The organism is Cupriavidus pauculus (assembly GCF_022179805.1).
Taxonomy (GTDB): domain Bacteria; phylum Pseudomonadota; class Gammaproteobacteria; order Burkholderiales; family Burkholderiaceae; genus Cupriavidus; species Cupriavidus pauculus_E.
In genome coordinates this window covers 148,600-165,955 of sequence record NZ_BPUO01000006.1, presented here as the reverse complement: position 1 = coordinate 165,955, position 17,356 = coordinate 148,600, and the positions used below count along the sequence as shown (strand labels likewise).

13 protein-coding genes are annotated in these 17,356 nt (G+C 65.7%); 4 read left to right on the top strand and 9 right to left on the bottom strand.

Annotated elements, in window-relative coordinates:
- Window positions 1-17: 17 nt before the first annotated feature.
- From MFF62_RS13850 to MFF62_RS13815, 8 genes are all read right to left on the bottom strand, one after another.
- Complete coding sequence (locus MFF62_RS13850) at window positions 18-1,538, bottom strand: Fic family protein (RefSeq protein ID WP_238263708.1); 1,521 nt, start codon at window positions 1,536-1,538, stop codon at window positions 18-20.
- Between the two features lie 231 nt (window positions 1,539-1,769).
- Complete coding sequence (prmB, locus tag MFF62_RS13845) at window positions 1,770-2,663, bottom strand: 50S ribosomal protein L3 N(5)-glutamine methyltransferase (protein WP_238263707.1); 894 nt, start codon at window positions 2,661-2,663, stop codon at window positions 1,770-1,772.
- 24 nt (window positions 2,664-2,687) lie between these two features.
- Entirely contained in the window at window positions 2,688-3,839 is a 1,152-nt protein-coding gene (gene dapE, locus MFF62_RS13840; protein WP_238263706.1) for a succinyl-diaminopimelate desuccinylase, read from the bottom strand.
- A gap of 28 nt (window positions 3,840-3,867) precedes the next feature.
- On the bottom strand, window positions 3,868-4,215 hold the full coding sequence (locus tag MFF62_RS13835; protein WP_238263705.1) for an arsenate reductase: 348 nt from the start codon (window positions 4,213-4,215) through the stop codon (window positions 3,868-3,870).
- 44 nt (window positions 4,216-4,259) lie between these two features.
- The gene (locus tag MFF62_RS13830) at window positions 4,260-4,619 is read right to left on the bottom strand and encodes a hypothetical protein (protein WP_238263704.1); all 360 of its coding nucleotides are present in this window, start codon (window positions 4,617-4,619) and stop codon (window positions 4,260-4,262) included.
- A gap of 78 nt (window positions 4,620-4,697) precedes the next feature.
- Complete coding sequence (dapD, locus tag MFF62_RS13825) at window positions 4,698-5,525, bottom strand: 2,3,4,5-tetrahydropyridine-2,6-dicarboxylate N-succinyltransferase (protein ID WP_238263703.1); 828 nt, start codon at window positions 5,523-5,525, stop codon at window positions 4,698-4,700.
- 105 nt (window positions 5,526-5,630) lie between these two features.
- Window positions 5,631-6,830 carry a succinyldiaminopimelate transaminase gene (gene dapC / locus MFF62_RS13820; RefSeq protein ID WP_238263702.1) on the bottom strand — a complete coding sequence of 400 codons (1,200 nt, stop codon included), beginning with the start codon at window positions 6,828-6,830 and terminating at the stop codon, window positions 5,631-5,633.
- 84 nt (window positions 6,831-6,914) lie between these two features.
- A complete protein-coding gene (locus MFF62_RS13815; protein WP_238263701.1) occupies window positions 6,915-7,754 on the bottom strand; it encodes a ferritin family protein in 840 nt (279 codons plus the stop codon).
- A 458-nt stretch (window positions 7,755-8,212) separates the two neighbouring features.
- On the opposite strand from MFF62_RS13815, the gene smc reads away from it, so the two are divergent.
- From smc to def, 4 genes are read left to right on the top strand one after another with little or no spacing between them, the layout of a single operon-like run.
- Window positions 8,213-11,728: a chromosome segregation protein SMC gene (gene smc / locus MFF62_RS13810; protein WP_238263700.1), complete on the top strand. Its 3,516-nt coding sequence runs from the start codon at window positions 8,213-8,215 to the stop codon at window positions 11,726-11,728.
- A 1-nt stretch (window position 11,729) separates the two neighbouring features.
- Window positions 11,730-13,067 (top strand): cell division protein ZipA C-terminal FtsZ-binding domain-containing protein, encoded by a 1,338-nt coding sequence (locus tag MFF62_RS13805; protein ID WP_238263699.1) that lies wholly within the window; start codon window positions 11,730-11,732, stop codon window positions 13,065-13,067.
- A 14-nt stretch (window positions 13,068-13,081) separates the two neighbouring features.
- Window positions 13,082-15,253 (top strand): NAD-dependent DNA ligase LigA, encoded by a 2,172-nt coding sequence (ligA, locus tag MFF62_RS13800; protein WP_238263698.1) that lies wholly within the window; start codon window positions 13,082-13,084, stop codon window positions 15,251-15,253.
- A gap of 4 nt (window positions 15,254-15,257) precedes the next feature.
- Window positions 15,258-15,791 carry a peptide deformylase gene (def, locus tag MFF62_RS13795; RefSeq protein WP_238263697.1) on the top strand — a complete coding sequence of 178 codons (534 nt, stop codon included), beginning with the start codon at window positions 15,258-15,260 and terminating at the stop codon, window positions 15,789-15,791.
- Here def and MFF62_RS13790 read toward each other — a convergent pair.
- Complete coding sequence (locus MFF62_RS13790; protein ID WP_238263696.1) at window positions 15,779-17,245, bottom strand: MFS transporter; 1,467 nt, start codon at window positions 17,243-17,245, stop codon at window positions 15,779-15,781. The genes def and MFF62_RS13790 overlap by 13 nt on opposite strands.
- Between the last annotated feature and the right edge of the window lie 111 nt (window positions 17,246-17,356).

Genomic DNA, 17,356 nt, shown 5'->3' with positions numbered 1-17,356 from the left:
AAGAAAAACGCGCCCGGTCAGGGCGCGTTTTTTTGTTGGGGCTGAGGAGTATCGGCAAAAAAGACATCCTGAACCGCTGCCTCGATGGCGTCGAACGCCTCGGCTTGAACGCGAACACCAAGCTGCTTGCGCCAGCGCTTCGATATCCGGCCTTTCTCGCGGAAACAGCTCGATACCAGCGTTACCAGGTCATGATTGCGAATATCGAAATCGGCCTCTACCCGGCTGACGACTTCGTCATAGCCTTGCAGGAACTGGGTTTCGGCCTGCAGGTCGTGCTCCAACGCTTCCTTGACCATGCGCGCGCCAAATTCCACGCACTGCGTCGCATTCCAGTAACGGTACGGAATGCTGCCCGCCGTGGTCTGGCAATCGAATTCGTGATCGCCGATGGCCCACACGCGCCAGAGCGCGCGCACTGGTTTCGAAAAGCTTTCCAGCGCCGCCAGATAGTCGGCTTCGTGGCGCTTGATCGCCACCGACACCGGCAGCAGGAAGCCCTTGGCCATCTTGCCCGAGCGGCACAGCGCGTGATGGATCAGGAAGCGCGAGAGCCGCCCGTTGCCGTCCATGAACGGGTGGATGAACACAAACCAGAATGAGACGACGCTGGCCACGATCAGCGGATCGACGTCGCGCGGCGGCGCGTTGGCAAACGCTTCCAGGCCCTGCATCAGTGATGGAACGTCGTCGGGGTGGGGCGGCACGTAGGTGACCGAGGCTGCGCCGTGGCCACCACGCCGCAGCCAGTTCTGGTCCGTCCGGTACCGCATGGCCTGGTCGTACGGATTCGTGATGATGTCGTTCTGCAGCTCGGTCAGATACGTTTCATCGAGCGGGCGCTGTTCATGCGCATGGTGCAGCAGCCGGACGAAACGCTCTGCCTTGTCCATCGTGGGCCGCTCGCGCTCGATTTCGAACGACTTTTCGGTCTCGCTCAGATAGGCCCAGTTCAGCGCGCGATCCAGGACGTCCTTGCCCACCGTGGCAATGAAGGCGTCCATGCGCCCGAACACGTCCATGTCCAGAATGGCCTGGATGGTTTCTGTGCGCTCGACGTTGACGCACTGGTCAAGCGAGCCCAGACCATTGAAGCGGACGCGCCAGCGTGGAAATAGTTGACCTGGCTCGGACGTGTAGTAGCGCGCCGGGTCGAAAAGGCTGACGTACGGCACCTTGTCCGACTGTCGGGGCGTCAGCAGCTTGCCGGTGAAGTGTTCCCAGAGCAGCGCGGCCATGCGGATATAGCGGCTGGTGGGTTGCGCATCGATTTCGGCTTGGAGCTGGGTGGCTTCGATCCGTGGCAGCGCGCCGGCCAGGACGGAAAGGTCGACGCCCTCGTGCTTCAGCGCGAACAGGGTGTGGGCAAGGGGGGAGGCGTCTTCGGCCGGCGCTACCTTGCGCGGAAACAGGACCGCGTCGGCCGTTTCAAGGATGCGCGTGGTGGCACCCGCGCGCGCCGGGCGAATGATGGGAACAGCGGGAAGCGCCAGTTGATCGCGCAGCCAGGCATAGCCAACGAGACGCATATGGTGCATGTCTACCCATAAAGTGATTCAAGGGGCGCAACTTTTTATTAGGCGAGCGAAGAATTTTTATATTTTTCGCCTCTCTCGTCTACTTTTTATTAGGAGGTGCAGCTTGCTTCACTGGAAAAGGCTGCCGCACCGCCAATCTGCACACCAAATTCGCGCTGCGCGAACTTTTTTTATATTTCGGCCCCTTGAGACTCACCAAATCTTAGGCGAAGCCCGACCAAGCCGCGGGCTTCATCCCGGCAATGCGTCATGCGTCACCAGGAACACCTGGTCATCCCCAGCGCTTACCGACAGCCAGACGATGTCGAGATCGGGGAATGCTGCCTCGACGTACTTGCGCTCGTTGCCGATTTCCACCACCAGCACGCCGCCCGGGTTCAGGCGCTTTTTGGCGCCGGCGATGATGCCGCGCACCACGTCCATGCCGTCGTCGCCGCCGGCCAGTGCCAGGCGCGGTTCGGCCAGGTATTCGGCCGGCAGTTCGCGCATCGACTGCTCGTTGACGTAGGGCGGGTTGGTCAGGATCACGTCATACGTGGTGCCCGAGGGCAGCGGCGTGTACAGGTCGCCTTCGTACAGCGAGATGCGGCCTTCCATCTTGTAGTCGGCCACGTTGCGGCGCGCCACGGCCAGTGCGTCGGACGAGATGTCGACCGCGTCGATGTTGGCGTTCGGCCAGACGTGGGCGGCGATGATCGGCAGGCAGCCCGAGCCCGTGCACAGTTCCAGCACCGGGCCGATTTGTTCGATGTCGCCGATCCACGGTTCCAGGCCGTCCTGCAGCAGTTCGCCGATGAAGCTGCGCGGCACGATCACGCGCGAATCCACGTAGAAGCGCAGGCCATGCATGAACGCTTCGTGCGTGATGTACGCAGCCGGTACGCGCTCGGTGACACGGCGGTCGATGACCTTCAGCACCGCGTCGACTTCCTCGGGCAGCAGGCGTGCATCGAGGAACGGATCGAGCGTGTCGAGCGGCAGGTTCAGCGTATGCAGCACCAGGTAGGCCGCTTCGTCATAGGCGTTGGCGCTGCCGTGGCCGAATGACAGCCGGGCGGCCGTGAAGCGCGACACAGCCAGGCGCAGCAGGTCGCGGACGGTCTGGAGGGGAGAATTCGTTGCCATGGGTATGTCCCTGTATGCGGGCGATTAGGCGATCAGGCGTTCGAGCACGCCGCGATACACGTTCTTGAGCGGCTCGATGAAGCGCACTTCCACGTGTTCGTCGATCTTGTGGATGCTGGCGTTCGGCGGGCCGAACTCGATGACCTGCGGGCAGATCTTGGCGATGAAGCGGCCGTCCGACGTGCCGCCCGTGGTCGACAGTTCGGTGGTCACGCCCATTTCAGCGGCGATGGCGGCCGACAGTGCATCGGACAGGTCGCCGCGCGGCGTCAGGAACGGTTCGCCGCCGAGCGTCCAGTCCAGCGTGTATTCCAGGCCATGCTGGTCCAGGATGGCATGCACACGCTGCTTCAGCCCGTCCGGCGTGCTGGCCGTCGAGAAGCGGAAGTTGAAGTCGATGGTCGCGTGGCCCGGAATCACGTTGGTGGCGCCGGTGCCCGCGTGGATATTCGACATCTGCCACGTGGTGGGCGGAAAGTACTCGTTGCCCTGGTCCCACGTTTCGCCGACCAGCGCGGCCAGCGCCGGGGCAGCCAGGTGGATCGGGTTGCGCGCCAGGTGCGGGTAGGCGATATGGCCCTGCACGCCCTTGACCGTGAGCTTGCCCGACAGCGACCCGCGCCGGCCGTTCTTGACCATGTCGCCGAGCGTGTCCACCGAGGTCGGCTCGCCGATCACGCAGTAGTCCAGGCGCTCGCCGCGTGCCTTCAGCGCTTCCACCACCTTCACGGTGCCGTCGTGCGCGGGGCCTTCCTCGTCGCTGGTGATCAGGAATGCGATGGAACCGGCGTGGTCGGGATGCTGGGCGATGAATTCCTCGCAGGCCACCACGAATCCGGCAATCGACGTCTTCATGTCGGCGGCGCCACGGCCATAGAGCTTGCCGTCGCGTTGCGTCGGTACGAACGGATCGGACGACCATTGCTCCAGCGGGCCCGTGGGCACCACATCGGTATGGCCGGCAAAGGCCAGCAGCTTGCCCGCGGTACCCTGCGTGCCGCGCTTGACCGCCCACAGGTTGGTCACGCGGAACGTGTCAGGGCCGCTGACGAGGTTCTCGCAGGTAAAGCCGAGCGCGGTCAGACGCGCTTCCAGCACGGCCTGGCAGCCTTCGTCAGCGGGGGTGACCGAGCGGCGGCGCATCAGGTCTTCGGTCAGGGCAAGGGTCGGATTCATGGGGCAGGGTGGTGCGAAATTCGGTTCTTCAGAACAGCGAGGCGTACGTGTCGGCGGAAAACCCCACGCTGACCTTGCCGTCGCGGTCCATCACGGGCCGCTTGATCAGCGACGGGCTGGCCTGCATCAGCGCCACGGCGCCCGCTTCGCTTTCGGCATTGGCCTTGTCGGCGTCGGACAGCGCGCGGTAGGTGGTGCCCTTCTTGTTCAGCAGCGTGGTCAGCGGCACGTGCTTGAGCCAGGCACGCAGCAGCTTTTCGTCAACGCCTTGCTTCTTGAAGTCGTGGAACGTGTAGTCGACGCCGTTCGATTCCAGCCACGTGCGGGCTTTCTTGACGGTGTCGCAGTTGGGAATCCCGTAGAGCAGGACAGTCATGATGGGCAAGGTCGCGAGAATCGGGGAAATCGGAAAATCGGGGGCTAGCGGAACAGCAGGTTGAGCGCGATGACCAGCCCGCCCAGTCCCAGCGCCACGCCGCCCATGGCGACGGCCGTCATCAGGCGCAGCCGGCGGTCCAGGCGCGCGGCTTCGCGGCGCAGGGCCTCGATCGTGATGGCGTGCTGTTCTGCCAGCAGCTTGACCGCTTCGGCCTGCTGCATGGCGGCCGCTTCCAGCTCCGCGATGCGCGCGGCGGGGTCACGACCATCCACGGCGTCGGCTGGCGCGGCATCGTCCTTGCGCTTGCCTTTCTTGAGCTTCTCGATGGTCTTGTTGGCCTGGTCGAGGATGGTGGGCAGCAGGGATAGCACGGTACTGACGGTGGCGGGGTCGAGGGCCATGAGTCGCTTGCGGAGGGATGGCATCGGCGGGAATTCGGGCTGCCGGGGCAGGCCCCGGCAGCGGTGCGCTGCTGGCGATCAGTCGCCGCGCAGCAGGTCGTTCAGGCTGGTCTTGGCGCGGGTTTGCGCGTCCACCTTCTTCACGATCACGGCGCAGTACAGGCTGTACTTGCCATCCTTGGACGGCAGGTTGCCCGCCACCACGACCGAACCGGCCGGCACGCGGCCGTAGTGGATCTCGCCCGTTTCACGGTCATAGATCTTGGTCGACTGACCCAGGTACACACCCATCGAGATCACCGAGTTCTCTTCGACGATCACGCCTTCCACCACTTCCGAGCGGGCGCCGATGAAGCAGTTGTCTTCGATGATGACCGGGTTGGCCTGCAGCGGCTCCAGCACGCCACCAATGCCCACGCCACCCGACAGGTGAACGTTCTTGCCGATCTGGGCGCACGAACCGACGGTGGCCCAGGTGTCGACCATCGTGCCTTCGTCCACATAGGCGCCGATGTTCACGTACGACGGCATCAGCACGGCGTTCTTGGCGATGAACGAACCGCGGCGGGCCACGGCCGGCGGCACCACGCGGAAGCCTGCCTTGGCAAAGTCTTCCTGGCTCCAGTTGGCGAACTTGGTCGGCACCTTGTCGTAGAACTGGGCAAAGCCACCGGCGCTCATCGGCGCGTTGTCTTCCAGGCGGAACGACAGCAGCACGGCCTTCTTGACCCACTGGTTGACGATCCACTCGCTGCCTTGCTTCTCGGCCACGCGCAGCGTGCCCGAGTCGAGTTGCGAGATCACGTTGGCCACGGCTTCGCGGATATCGTTCGGCGCGGACTTCGGCGACAGGCTGGTGCGGTCTTCCCAGGCCTGGTCGATCAGGGCTTGCAGAGCTTGCGTCATGATGGTGTTCTCGGTGTTGAAGTGTGTGAGAGAGGTGGCGCCGGTGGCAGGGGCCCCGGCGCCAGGGCATTCGATCGGTGAAGCAGGGTCAAGCGGATGCGCCGGTCAGCCCAGCGACTTGCAGAATTCCACAATCCGGCGCGCACCTTCCACGCATTCGTCGGGCGTGGCCACCAGCGCCATGCGCACGCGGTCCTTGCCGGGATTCGTGCCGGCGGCGTCGCGGGCCAGGTAGCTGCCGGGCAGCACGGTCACGTTCTGCTCGGCCAGCAGGCGTACGGCAAATTCGGTATCGCTCAGCCCGGTGCGCGAAACGTCCGCCCACAGGTAGAACGCCGCATCGGGCAGCGCCACGTCCAGCACTTCGGCCAGTATCGGCGTGACTTCGGCAAACTTGCGCACATAAGCGGCACGGTTGTCGCGCACGTGGGCCTCGTCGCCCCATGCGGCCACGCTGGCGGCCTGCACGGCCGGATTCAGTGCGGCGCCGTGGTAGGTACGGTATAGCAGGAATTTCTTGAGAATCGCGGCGTCGCCGGCCACGAAGCCCGAACGCAGGCCCGGCACGTTCGAGCGCTTGGACAGGCTCGAGAACATCACCAGGCGCTCGAAGCCGCGGCCCAGCTTGTGGGCGGCTTCCAGGGCGCCCAGCGGCGGATTGGCTTCGTCGAAATAGATCTCGGAATAGCACTCGTCCGAGGCGATCACGAAGCCGTAGCGGTCCGACAGCTCGAACAGCTGCTTCCAGTCGTCCAGCGACAGCACCGCGCCCGTGGGGTTGCCCGGCGAGCAGACGTAGAGCAGTTGCACATGCGGCCACACGTCGGCATCGATCTGGTCGAAGGCCGGGGCGAAGTTGCGCGCCGGATCGCTGTTGGCGAACACCGGACGCGCACCGGCCAGCAGCGCGGCGCCTTCGTAGATCTGATAGAACGGGTTCGGGCACAGTACCAGCGGATTAGGCTGGCTGGCGTCGATCACGGTCTGGGCAAACGCGAACAGCGCCTCGCGGGACCCGCTGACCGGCAGCACCTCGGTGGCGGCATCGACCTTCGGCAGCTGGTAGCGGCGTTCCAGCCAGCCGGCAATGGTCTGGCGCAGCGCGTCGGTGCCGGCCGTGGCGGGATAGACGGCCAGGCCGGACAGCGACGCGGTCATCGCGTCCTTGATGAATTGCGGGGTCGGATGCTTGGGTTCGCCAATGCCGAAGCTGATCGCCGGCTTGTCGGCGGGTTTCACGTCGGCCACCAGCACGCGCAGTTTCTCGAAGGGATAGGTCTGGAGCAGGTCGAGGCGCGGATTCACGGTGGCGGATCGGTGGGGCGGTTGAAACCAGGCATTATAAAGGAATGCCGCGCCCCGCCGTGCCGCCCTGTGGTGTGCCGTGCGTCAATACAGCATCACCCGCGAGACCATGGCCACGATGGGCCGGCGCACCAGGTCTTCCAGCCGGGCATGCAGGTGCAGCGGCCGCAGCAGCATCTTGACCGTCATCTCGATCGGCAGGTGGCGCCGCACCACGGCGCTGCAGCGCGAATTGAGCGCGCGGACCTCGCGATCCGGTACATCCTCGCGGTTCTGCTCGATGCGCAGCACGTTGCGCAGCGCAATCTCGGCATCCTCGTTCTTGATTTCCAGCAGCCGGCGGGCCAGCGCGGCCAGCACCCGGCCCCGGCCAAGCCGCTCGCGGTCACACAAGTCATTGAAATAACGGAAGAAATGCTTGTAGTGGCGCACTTCGTCGTTGGCGATGCGGCGCGTCAGGTCGCGCAGCACCGGCTCGTCGCTGGCTTGCTCCAGCGCCCGGTAATAAGTGGCGGTGCCGGTTTCCACCACGCAGCGCGCGGCCATTTCCAGCGCCGGGGTGCGCTCGAAGTTGTCGATGGAGCAGGTCTTGCTGTATTCGTCGAAGAACCGCTGGTAGCCGCGCTCCCATTCGAATTCGGGCCAGACATGCTCGACATAGCGGCGCAGGGCCAGGCCGTGCTGCAATTCCTCGTATTCCCAGTGCGCGGACAGCCATTCGGCCGCATCGGGCACATCGGCGTAGTAACTGGCGAGATTTCCCGCGTAGGTGTCAGATCCGCTTTCGATGAAAGAGGCCCCAACCAGCAGGTAAAAGAGCGTGCGATCGTCGCGCACGCGGGCGATGTCGATGGCCGGGTAGTCGATCTCGGCCACGGACCATGGCAGGTCAGCCGGCACGTCGGCCGTTTGCGTTGGGGTCATGCTCGGTCCTCCAAACGTCTGCAGTTCGTGCAATGAGACTTCAAACGGCCGAGCCACACCATGGAACGCATCGGGTGGGGCAGAGCGGCGTGCACGGCGCTTCGGTGGTGGGGCCTGGGGATCACGCCGGGTCTTCCAGAGACTAGCACTAACCCTAAGAAGTTTCCGGTGGGTTTGCCGGCGTGACGTTTTCATGAAACAACATCGGTGCCTCGAAAATGCTTGCAGCAAAGCATGCAAGCCACGGAAATACAACGATTTTCCGGGGCGGGCAGGGGGTGCTTCATGACCGGCGCAACGGTGGAGAAAGCGGCCGATGCATGGATTGGCGATGGTATGATTAGCGCCAATCTATCGGGCACCGGGGGCAGTTTGCGGCGCAGGCGTCACGTCTTGCCGTGTGCTCCGGCATGGGCCCGGCATTTCCAATTGCGTATTGCCCAAACCACACGACAACCGTGCGACTGTCCTCGATCAAGCTGGCGGGCTTCAAGTCCTTCGTCGATCCCACCAATTTTCAAGTGCCTGGCCAACTGGTCGGCATCGTAGGTCCCAACGGCTGCGGTAAATCCAACATCATCGACGCGGTGCGCTGGGTGCTTGGCGAATCACGCGCGTCGGAGTTGCGTGGCGAATCCATGCAGGACGTGATCTTCAACGGCTCCACCGCGCGCAAGCAGGCGGGCCGGGCCAGCGTGGAGCTGGTGTTCGACAACGCCGAAGGGCGTGCCGCCGGCCAGTGGAGCCAGTACGCCGAAGTGGCGGTCAAGCGCGTGCTGACGCGCGACGGCACCTCGTCCTACTACATCAACAACCAGGCAGTGCGCCGCAAGGACATCCAGGACATCTTCCTGGGCACCGGCCTGGGTCCGCGCGCATACGCCATCATCGGGCAGGGCATGATCTCGCGGATCATCGAGGCCAAGCCCGATGACATGCGCATCTTCCTGGAAGAAGCCGCTGGCGTCTCCAAGTACAAGGAACGCCGCCGCGAAACCGAAAACCGCCTGGGCGACACGCGCGAAAACCTGACCCGCGTGGAAGACATCCTGCGCGAACTGGGCAACAACCTCGACAAGCTGGAAGGCCAGGCCGAGGTGGCCCAACGCTACCGCCAGTTGCAGTCCGAAGGCGAGGAAAAGCAGCACCTGCTGTGGCTGCTACGCAAGCGCGAAGCCCAGGCCGAGCAGGAGCGCCATGCGCGCGCCATCGACCAGGCACAGATCGATCTCGAAGCCCAGACCGCGCAGTTGCGCCATGTAGAGGCCGAGCTCGAAACCATGCGCGCCGCCCACTACGCGGCGTCCGACGGCATGCACGTGGCGCAGGGCGCGCTGTACGAGGCCAATGCCGAGGTCAGCAAGCTCGAGGCCGAAATCCGCTATGTGGTGGAGTCGCGCAACCGCTTGCAGGCCCAGATCGCGGCGCTGACGGCGCAGCGCGAGCAGTGGCAGGGCAAGGCCGACCAGGCCAACGACGATATCGCGCAGGCCGAGGAAGACCTGGCGCTGTCCGAGGCCCGCACGATCGAGGCCCAGGACACCGTGGCGCAGAAGAGCGACGAGCTGCCAACGGTGGAAGCGCAATGGCGCGACGCGCAGCAGAAGCTCAACGACCAGCGCAGCGGGATCATGCAGGCCGAGCAGGCGCTGAAGCTGGAGGCGGCGCACCAGCGCAATGCCAACCAGATGCTGCAGCAGCTTGAGCAGCGCAAGGAACGCCTGAAGGGCGAGGAACAGGGTCTGGATCGTCCGGACGAAGTGCGCCTGGAAGAACTGCGCATGGACCTGACCGAGCAGGAAGCGATGCTGGAAGAATCCCAGGCGTCGCTGATGGACGCCGAGGAATCGGTGCCGCGCCTGGACACCGAGCGCCGTGCCGCGCAGGAGCGTGTGCAGGCCGAGGCCGCCGCCATCGCCTCGCTGGACGCCCGCCTGGTGGCGCTGCGCCAGTTGCAGGAAAGCGTCCAGACCGACGGCAAGGTGCAGCCGTGGCTGGAGCGCCATGGGCTGGCCGATCTGCCGCGCCTGTGGAAGAAGATCCATATCGAGCCGGGCTGGGAAAACGCCCTGGAATCGGTGCTGCGCGAAAAGCTGGCCGCGCTCGAAGTGTCGAACCTGGACTGGGTCAAGGGATTCCTGTTCGATGCACCGCCGGCCAAGCTCGCGTTCTACACGCCGCCGGCTGCCGCGCGTCCCGTGGAGGCGCCGGCTGGCCTGCGTCCGCTGATGGCGCTGGTGCAGATCACCGAACCGGGCATCCGGGCCGTGATGCAGGACTGGCTGGCCGATATCTACACGGCCGCCGACATGTCGCAGGCGCTGGCCGCCCGCAACACGCTGCCCGAAGGCGCCCAGTTCGTGGTGGCCGATGGCCATCTGGTGGGGCGCAACGGCATCCAGATCTACGCCGCCGATTCCGAGCAGGCCGGCATGCTGGCCCGCGAGCAGGAAATCGAGAACCTGCAGAAGCAGTCGCGTGCGCAGATGCTGCTGTCCGACGAAGCCAGGTCGGCTGCGGTGCGTGCCGAGACGTCCTACACGCATGCCAGCACGACGCTGATCGAGGCCCGGGCGCGCGCCGAGCAGGCCACGCGCCGCGTGCACGCGCTGCAGATGGACGTGCTGAAGCTGTCGCAGGCCATGGAGCGCTTCTCGGCGCGTAGCTCGCAGATCCGCGAGGAACTGGCCGAAATCGACGCGCAGATCGACGAACAGCGCGCGATCCGTGCCGAATCCGAAGCCAGCTTCGAGCAGCACGACACGCAACTGGCCGAACTGCAGGCGTCGCACGAAGACCAGCAGATGGCCTTCGACGCGCTGGACACTAAGCTCACCAACGCCCGCCAGCAACTGCGCGACTTCGAACGCGCGGCCCAGGAAGCCGTGTTTGCCGAGCGCAACCTGGCTGGCCGTATCGACGAGTTGCGCCGCAATATCCAGATGGCCGCCGACCAGAGCGAGCGCGTGGCCGAATCGCTGGAAAACGCACGCGCCGAGCTGGAAACGATCAACGAGCAGACCGCTAACACCGGGCTGCACGAGGCGCTGGAAATCCGCGCCGAGAAGGAGCAGAAGCTGTCCGCCGCGCGCATCGAGCTGGACGCGTTGTCGGCCCAGCTGCGCCAGTTCGACGAACAGCGCCTGGCCGCCGAGCGCAGCCTGCAGCCGCTGCGCGACCGCATCACCGAATGCCAGCTCAAGGAGCAGGCCGCGCGCCTGAACCAGGAGCAGTTCACCGAGCAGCTGACCACGGCCGAGGTCGACGAGGCCGCGCTGGCCGAAAAGCTGACCGGCGACCTGAAGCCGTCGTACCTGCAGGGCGAAGTCACGCGCCTGAACAACGCGATCAACGCGCTGGGCCCGGTCAACATGGCGGCGCTGGACGAACTCTCAGCCGCGCGCGAACGCAAGACCTTCCTCGATGCGCAGACGGCCGACCTGACCGATGCCATCAACACGCTGGAAGACGCGATCAACAAGATCGACCAGGAAACGCGCGCGCTGCTGCAAGGCACGTTCGACCAGGTCAATTATCACTTCGGCGAACTGTTCCCGGCGCTGTTCGGGGGTGGCCAGGCCAGGCTGATCATGACCGGCGAGGAAATCCTCGATGCCGGCGTGCAGGTGATGGCCCAGCCGCCAGGCAAGAAGAACTCGACGATTCACCTGCTGTCCGGCGGCGAAAAGGCGCTGACCGCGATTGCGCTGGTGTTTGCGATGTTCCAGCTCAATCCGGCACCATTCTGCTTGCTGGACGAGGTGGACGCGCCGCTGGACGACGCCAATACCGAGCGCTACGCCAACATGGTGGCGCGCATGTCCGACAAGACGCAGTTCGTATTTATTTCTCACAACAAGATTGCGATGGAGATGGCCCACCAGTTGATTGGCGTGACGATGCAGGAGCAGGGTGTCTCGCGGATCGTGGCGGTGGACATGGATGCAGCCGTATCGATGGCGGAGGCCGCTTAAGATGGAACTGCAGAACGCATTGATCATCGCGGGTGTCGTATTGCTCCTGTTGCTGGTGGCCTATAACCGCTGGCAGATCCACAAGGCCCGCCGCGTGCGGCCGCTGATGCCCGACGACGACCTGCCGCCGATGCGCGAGCCGGTGGTGGGCAAGACCACGCAGCCGGAAACGCAGGCCAAGCTCAAGGAAGCCACGCCCGAGCATGTCAGCCGCCGGGAACCGACCCTGGGTGGTGAGGTGGCCAAGGGCCTGGCGCACGAGGCCGATGCCGACGCGCCGTCCGATGTGGCTACCGCCACGGCCGCCGCGCACGCAGCCGCCAGTACGGCCGATGCGGACGAGATCGTCGCCGACGAGGTTGCCGTGGCAGCCGCGCCCGCTGGCGCGCACGCCGAGGCCGAAGCCTATGCCGAGGCCGAAGCGCACGCGGCGGATCAGCCGAAGGCGGAAGCCGCCGCCAAGGCTGCCCCGGCCGCCGTGCCCAATCCGCTCGATGGCCAGCCCGCGCCGGCCGTGATCGATCCGCTGATCGACTGCATCGTGCCGATGCACCTGGAACGCAAGGCGTCGGGAGACCGCATCCTGCCGCTGACGGGCCGCCTGCGCCGCGCCGGCACCAAGCAAGTCCATATCGAAGGGCTGCGCGCCGAAGTCAACGCGTGGGAGCCCGTGACGGCCGGCCATCAGTACGAAGACCTGCAGGTGGCCGTGCAGCTGGCCAACCGCAGCGGCCCGCTCAACGCGCTGGAGTTCTCCGAATTCGTCAATGCCGTGGAGGCGCTGGCCGAGGCGCTGGATGCGTCGGCCGACCTGCCGGACATGACGGAAACGGTGGCCAACGCCCGCGAGCTCGACGGCTTTGCGGCCGGGGCCGACGTGCAGCTTGGCGTCAACGTGATTTCCGATGGCGCGCCGTGGTCGGCCGCCTATGTGCAGACCGTGGCCACGCAGGACGGCCTGGTGCTGTCGCGTGACGGCACGCGTTTCATCCGCTACGAACCGGGCGCGGACGGCGTGCAGAAGCCGCTGTTCACGCTGCAGTTTGGCGATACGAACTTCCTGCGCGACGACCTGACGCTGAACGCCGGCCGCCAGATCACGCTGCTGCTGGACGTGCCGCAGGCAGCGCAGGCCATCAAGCCGTTCAAGATGGTCTGCGAGTATGGCTACAGCCTGGCGCAGCGCATGGGCGCGCAACTGGTGGACGACAACATGCGTCCGCTGAGCGAAGCGTCGTTCGTCGCCATCTTCAACCAGCTCGAAAAGCTCTACGAAAAGCTGGAAGCGCGCGGTATGTCGGCCGGATCACCGGTGGCGCAGCGCCTGTTCAGCGTATAAGCGACGGAGCCCCCATGATCGCCAAGACCGAAGGCGCGCGGGCTCCGGCCCCCGCGCCCGCTGCCCCTTTGCCGGCCGATGCATCGCCGGCCGACCGCGTGCAATGGCTGCGCGCCGAACTGGAGCGCCATAGCTACCAGTATTACGTGCTCGACACGCCGACGATTCCCGATGCGGACTACGACGCGTTGTTCAGCGAACTCCAGGCGCTGGAAACCGAACACCCCGACCTGTTGACCGACGATTCGCCCACGCAGCGCGTGGGCGGGGCGCCGCTGGCCGCGTTCGACACGGTGCGGCACCGCGTGCCGATGCTGTCGCTGAACAATGGTTTCGAGGACGAAGACGTCGCCGGCTTTGATCGCCGCTGCGCGCAGGGGCTGGGCAAGACCGCCGTGGCGGCGCCTGCCGCCGATTTGTTCAGCGAGCCCGAGGCAAGCCCGGCTGATTCGTCCAGCAGTACGGTGGAATACTCGTGCGAGCTGAAGTTCGACGGTCTGGCGATGTCGCTGCGCTACGAGGACGGCAAGCTGGTACAAGCCGCCACGCGCGGCGACGGCGAGACCGGCGAGGACGTGACTGCCAACGTGCGGACCATCAAGGCCATTCCGCTGAAGCTGCGCGGCAAGGCGCCGGCCGTGCTGGAAGTGCGCGGCGAGGTGTTCATGTACCGCGCGGACTTCGACAAGCTCAATGCCCGCCAGGCCGAGGCCGGCGAGAAGACGTTCGTCAATCCGCGCAACGCTGCCGCCGGCAGCCTGCGTCAGCTAGACCCGCGCATCACGGCCAAGCGGCCGCTGTCGTTCTTTGCCTATGGCATGGGCGAGCTGCAGGGCGCAGACCGTCCGCCCACGCACAGCGTGATGCTGGACGGGTTTGCCACGCTGGGCCTGCCGGTCTGCGACGAGCGCCGCGTGGTCAAGGGCGCGCAGGGGCTGCTGTCGTTCTATCGCGATATCGGCGAGCGCCGCGACCAGTTGCCGTACGACATCGACGGCGTGGTCTACAAGGTCAACGCGATTCCCGAGCAGGAACAACTGGGTTTTGTCTCGCGTGCGCCGCGCTTTGCGCTGGCCCACAAGTTCCCGGCGCAGGAAATGACCACCACCGTCGAGGACATCGAGGTGCAGGTTGGCCGCACCGGGGCAATCACGCCGGTGGCGCGGCTGGCGCCGGTGTTCGTGGGCGGGGTGACCGTGACCAACGCCACGCTGCACAACGAGGACGAGATCCGGCGCAAGGATGTACATGTTGGCGATACGGTGATCGTGCGCCGTGCTGGCGACGTGATTCCGGAAGTGGTGGCCGTGGTGCTGGAGCGCCGGCCGGCGGACGCGCGGGCGTTTGTCATGCCCACCGCGTGCCCGGTGTGCGGATCGCACATCGAAAAGCTCGAAGGCGAGGCCATCGCGCGTTGCACGGGCGGCCTGATCTGCGCGGCCCAGCGCAAGCAGGCGCTGATCCATTTTGCGCAACGCCGCGCCATGGACGTGGATGGACTGGGCGACAAGATCGTCGAACAACTGGTGGACCTGGGCATCGTGCGCACGCCGGCCGACCTGTACAAGCTTGGTGTGGCCAAGCTGGCCGCGCTGGACCGCATGGCGGACAAGTCGGCGACGAACCTGGTCGAAGCCATCGAGAAGTCGCGCGAGACCACGCTGAACCGCTTTATCTTTGCGCTGGGCATCCGCCACGTGGGCGAAGCCACGGCCAAGGATCTGGCCAAGCACTTTGGCAAGCTCGACAACCTGCTGGCCGCCGACGAGGCCGCGCTGCTGGAAGTCAACGACGTGGGCCCCGTGGTGGCCCAGTCGATTGCCAACTTCCTGGCCGAATCGCACAACGTCGAGGTGATCGAGCAGCTGCGTGCGGCAGGCGTACACTGGGCTGAATCGGAGCCCACCGCACGCGCGCCGTTGCCGCTGGCCGGCAAGACCATCGTGCTGACCGGCACGCTGCCGACGTTGTCGCGCGAGGATGCCAAGGAACGGCTGGAAGCCGCCGGCGCCAAGGTGGCCGGTTCCGTATCGAAGAAGACCGACTATGTAGTGGCCGGCGCCGAAGCGGGCAGCAAGCTGGAAAAAGCCCAGACGCTGGGCGTGCCGGTGCTGGACGAGGACGGCATGCTGAAGCTGCTGGCCGATGCCGGCGCGGGCGCTGGCGAAGACACGCAGGAAGGATGACGCAATGATCCGAGACATCTTGAAGATGGGCGATCCGCGCCTGCTGCAGCAGGCACGGCCCGTGACGCAGTTCAACACGCCCGAGCTGCGCATGCTGATCGACGACATGTTCGACACGATGGAACATGCCAATGGCGCCGGCCTGGCCGCGCCGCAGATCGGCGTAGACCTGCAGGTGGTGATCTTTGGCTTCGATCGCAACCCGCGCTATCCCGATGCGCCCACCGTGCCGAAGACCGTGCTGATCAATCCGGTGCTGGAGCCGCTGTCCACGGAGATGGAAGACGGCTGGGAAGGCTGCCTGTCAGTGCCGGGCCTGCGCGGCGTGGTGCCGCGCCATATCAGCCTGAAGTATTCAGGCTTTGACCTGCTGGGCAATCCGATCGAGCGCGTGGCAGACGGCTTCCACGCGCGCGTGGTGCAGCACGAGTGCGATCACCTGATCGGCGTGCTGTATCCGATGCGGGTCAAGGACTTCACGCGCTTTGGCTTCACGGAAGTCCTGTTCCCGGAACTGCCGCCCAACTACGACGACTGAGCCGGCGCGGCGGCGCACGCAGGCAGCACCGGCCGTCCGTGGCGGGTGTGATAGACCACCGCCGCCACCACCAGTGCCGTCATCAGGCACAGCTCGAAGCCCAGGCTGGCCAGCGTGGCGTCGAGGTAGCTGCCGCCGTGATGCAGCCGCTGCGCGAACACCGTGCCGAGCAGCGCCGAACCGAGTCCCAGCGAAGCCTGCTGGACGGTTGCCAACGCCGCGCTGCCTGCCCCGGCATGATCGGGCGGAATGTCGGCCAGGCCGATCCGGTAGAAACAACCCACCACCAGTGCATTGCCGATGCCGATCAGCATGGTTGGCGCCGCCAGCGTCATCAGGTCGGGATGCGGCCAGACATGGTGCAGCGTCCACGCCAGCGCGGTCATGCCGGCCAGATGCACCAGGCAGCCGACCAGCAGCACGCGCGTGCGGCCCCAGTGGTTCACGATGCGCGGACTCATCAGCGATGCCACCGAGAACGCCACCCCCAGCGGAATGAACGTATTGCCGGCCATGGTTGGCGTCATGCCGGCACCGCCTTGCACGGCCAGCGCCAGCACGAACATGAAGCCGCTCCAGCACGCGTAGAACAGGATCGCCACCACGAAGCCAAAGCGCACGCTGGGCAGCCGCACCAGCGAAGGCGGCAGCAGCGGTTGCGCGCCACGCCGTTCCTGGTGCTTTTCCACCTGCCAGAGCCACAGCGTCAGCGGCGCGGCGGCCGCTAGCACGGCCAGCACCGGCCATGACCACTGGAACATCGGTCCCAGCGCCACCGGCAGCAGCACGGCCAGGATCACCATCGCCAGCAGCGTAGTGCCCGGTACATCCACCCCGGCGGGATTGTCGCGGCGCGTTTCGGGAATCACGCGTGGCGACAGCCACAGGATGGCCGCGCACACTGGGAGGTTGATCAGGAACGCATTACGCCAGCCCAGGCCGCCGATATCGGCATCCACCAGGAACCCGCCCAGCACCTGCCCGATGATGAAGGCCATGCCGCCGATCGATGCAAACAGGGCCAGCGCCCGCGAATGGGCATGGCCACGCAGCGCCACGTGGATGGTGGCCAGGATCTGCGGCACCAGCAGCGCGGCGGCCGCGCCCTGCAACAGCCGCGCGCCCAGCAATACCAGCATGGACCCGGCCACGCCGCACAGCAGCGAGGCAATGCCGAACAGCAGCACGCCCGCGTTGAAGACGCGCCGGCGCCCGAAGTTGTCGCCCAGCCGGCCACCCATGGCCAGGCAAACGGCGAAGGCGACGCCGTAGACGGCCACCATCAGTTCCAGTTCGGCGGGGGTGGCGTGCAGCGAATGCTCGATGGGATGCAGTGCGACGTTGACGATCGAGAAATCGATCTGCGGCAGCAACTGGCCGGCCAGCAGCACGGCCAGGCCGGTGCGGCTTAGAGACGGCGCGGATGTTGTGGAAGTTGGGGCGGGAGCTTGCATGAAATCTGACCTCGACAAGGCTTGAGGCACGGAGTATGGTCATGCATCCAGACTGGTACAAGAGTCCAGTTAGACTGGTATAAACAGTGTCAGGCTAGACAGGAGTGCCGC

Excerpts from the sequence above, each read along its gene's own strand:
- MFF62_RS13850 (WP_238263708.1), bottom strand. The coding sequence starts at position 1,538 with ATGCACCATATGCGTCTCGTTGGCTATGCCTGGCTGCGCGATCAACTG.
- prmB (WP_238263707.1), bottom strand. The coding sequence starts at position 2,663 with ATGGCAACGAATTCTCCCCTCCAGACCGTCCGCGACCTGCTGCGCCTG.
- dapE (WP_238263706.1), bottom strand. The coding sequence starts at position 3,839 with ATGAATCCGACCCTTGCCCTGACCGAAGACCTGATGCGCCGCCGCTCG.
- MFF62_RS13835 (WP_238263705.1), bottom strand. The coding sequence starts at position 4,215 with ATGACTGTCCTGCTCTACGGGATTCCCAACTGCGACACCGTCAAGAAA.
- MFF62_RS13830 (WP_238263704.1), bottom strand. The coding sequence starts at position 4,619 with ATGGCCCTCGACCCCGCCACCGTCAGTACCGTGCTATCCCTGCTGCCC.
- dapD (WP_238263703.1), bottom strand. The coding sequence starts at position 5,525 with ATGACGCAAGCTCTGCAAGCCCTGATCGACCAGGCCTGGGAAGACCGC.
- MFF62_RS13815 (WP_238263701.1), bottom strand. The coding sequence starts at position 7,754 with ATGACCCCAACGCAAACGGCCGACGTGCCGGCTGACCTGCCATGGTCC.
- MFF62_RS13805 (WP_238263699.1), top strand. The coding sequence starts at position 11,730 with ATGGAACTGCAGAACGCATTGATCATCGCGGGTGTCGTATTGCTCCTG.
- ligA (WP_238263698.1), top strand. The coding sequence starts at position 13,082 with ATGATCGCCAAGACCGAAGGCGCGCGGGCTCCGGCCCCCGCGCCCGCT.
- def (WP_238263697.1), top strand. The coding sequence starts at position 15,258 with ATGATCCGAGACATCTTGAAGATGGGCGATCCGCGCCTGCTGCAGCAG.
- MFF62_RS13790 (WP_238263696.1), bottom strand. The coding sequence starts at position 17,245 with ATGCAAGCTCCCGCCCCAACTTCCACAACATCCGCGCCGTCTCTAAGC.